The sequence below is a fragment of the Mesorhizobium sp. M1E.F.Ca.ET.063.01.1.1 genome (assembly GCF_003998155.1).
Taxonomy (GTDB): Bacteria; Pseudomonadota; Alphaproteobacteria; order Rhizobiales; family Rhizobiaceae; genus Mesorhizobium.
In genome coordinates, this window is sequence record NZ_RZSC01001137.1 from 1 (window position 1) to 1,331 (window position 1,331).

The 1,331-nt window shown below is 63.0% G+C and carries 1 protein-coding gene; it reads right to left on the reverse strand.

The window, feature by feature from the left end; genetic code table 11:
• Positions 1 to 71: 71 nt before the first annotated feature.
• The gene (locus tag EOA29_RS36680; protein ID WP_127222406.1) at positions 72 to 836 is read right to left on the reverse strand and encodes an SDR family oxidoreductase; all 765 of its coding nucleotides are present in this window, start codon (positions 834 to 836) and stop codon (positions 72 to 74) included.
• Between the last annotated feature and the right edge of the window lie 495 nt (positions 837 to 1,331).

The window sequence follows — 1,331 nt, forward strand, 5'->3', positions numbered from 1 at the left end:
GTCGATATCTGGGTCGACATCGGGCGGCAGGTCGTCGGCGGCGGCGTTTTGTCCGTGTTTTTGGGCGGGACTCATTCCACCATGCCTGTCACATCGGGCGTCTGCCACGCAAGATGCTGGCCGCCATCGAGCGCGATCATCTGGCCGGTCACCGAGCGCGCTTCCCAGAGATAGCGGATGGTGGCGCCGAATTCCGGCAATTGCGGGCCGCGCTTCAGGATCAGGCCCTCGACTTGGCTTTCGAAATCATCGTCGTCCTGGCGCTTGTTCTTGAGCGTCGGTCCGGGACCGATGGCGTTGACGCGGATGCGGGGTCCAAGCGCCTGCGCCAGCATTTGCGTCTGCGTCCACAAGGCCGATTTCGACAGGGCATAAGAGAAATAGCGCGGCGTCGGCCGCCAGACGCGCTGGTCGATTATGTTGACGATCAACCCCTCGGCGCCGCCCGGCAGCGCACGAGCGAAGTTCCGCGCCAGAAGCGCCGGGGTCTTCACATGGATGGCGAAGTGGCGGTCCCAGGCCCGCCAGTCGAACTCCTCGACGCTGTCGTCGACGAATAAAGAGGCGTTGTTGACGAGCAGCGTGACCGGACCAAGGGCGGCCTCGGATCGGCCGACGAGATCGCCGACGGCGTCCATGTCGGTGAGGTCGGCAGCAACCACGGCGGCGCGGCCGCCCTCGCTCCTGATGCGATCGGCCAGGGCCTCGGCCTCGGCTCCCGAACGGTTGGCATGGATGGCGACGGCAAAACCGTGCCTGGCCAGATCCTCGACGATAGCCCTGCCGATCCTTCTCGCCCCACCCGTCACCAGCGCCACGCCAGCGGCTTCTTTCATGTTGTCAATCCTCAATCGGCTTCACGATTCCGGGAAGCCGGCACAATATGACGGACCAAGGTGTTAAACACCATTTCCACCTGGGGCGGGAATGTGGCGGAGCGGCCGGCACGCACGCTTGCCCGGCCCGGATTCGGGTCCGTCATAATTCAATATATGCCGCCGGACCCCTTGAACCAAGCGGTGTGCAGAGCAACATGGTTAGCCTGCTGACATTCGCTGTTGCGAAGATGCAACGTCACCTTTCGGCCTCATTCGCGCCGGGGAATGACCCAAGTTCAGGTTCGCTTCAGCCGCATTTCAGCACGACATTCGGAACCGTTGAACGCCAGGCCCGTTTATCCCCCCGGACGGGCCGGGGCATTCATGAACATAAAAAGCCTCGTGTCTTGTGGCTTAAGGAGTAAACAACAATGCAAGCCAATCTCAAGTTTGCGCGGCCGCTGGCGGTTGCGCTCGGGCTCTTCGCCCTCGGCGGTACCGCCTATGCCGCGG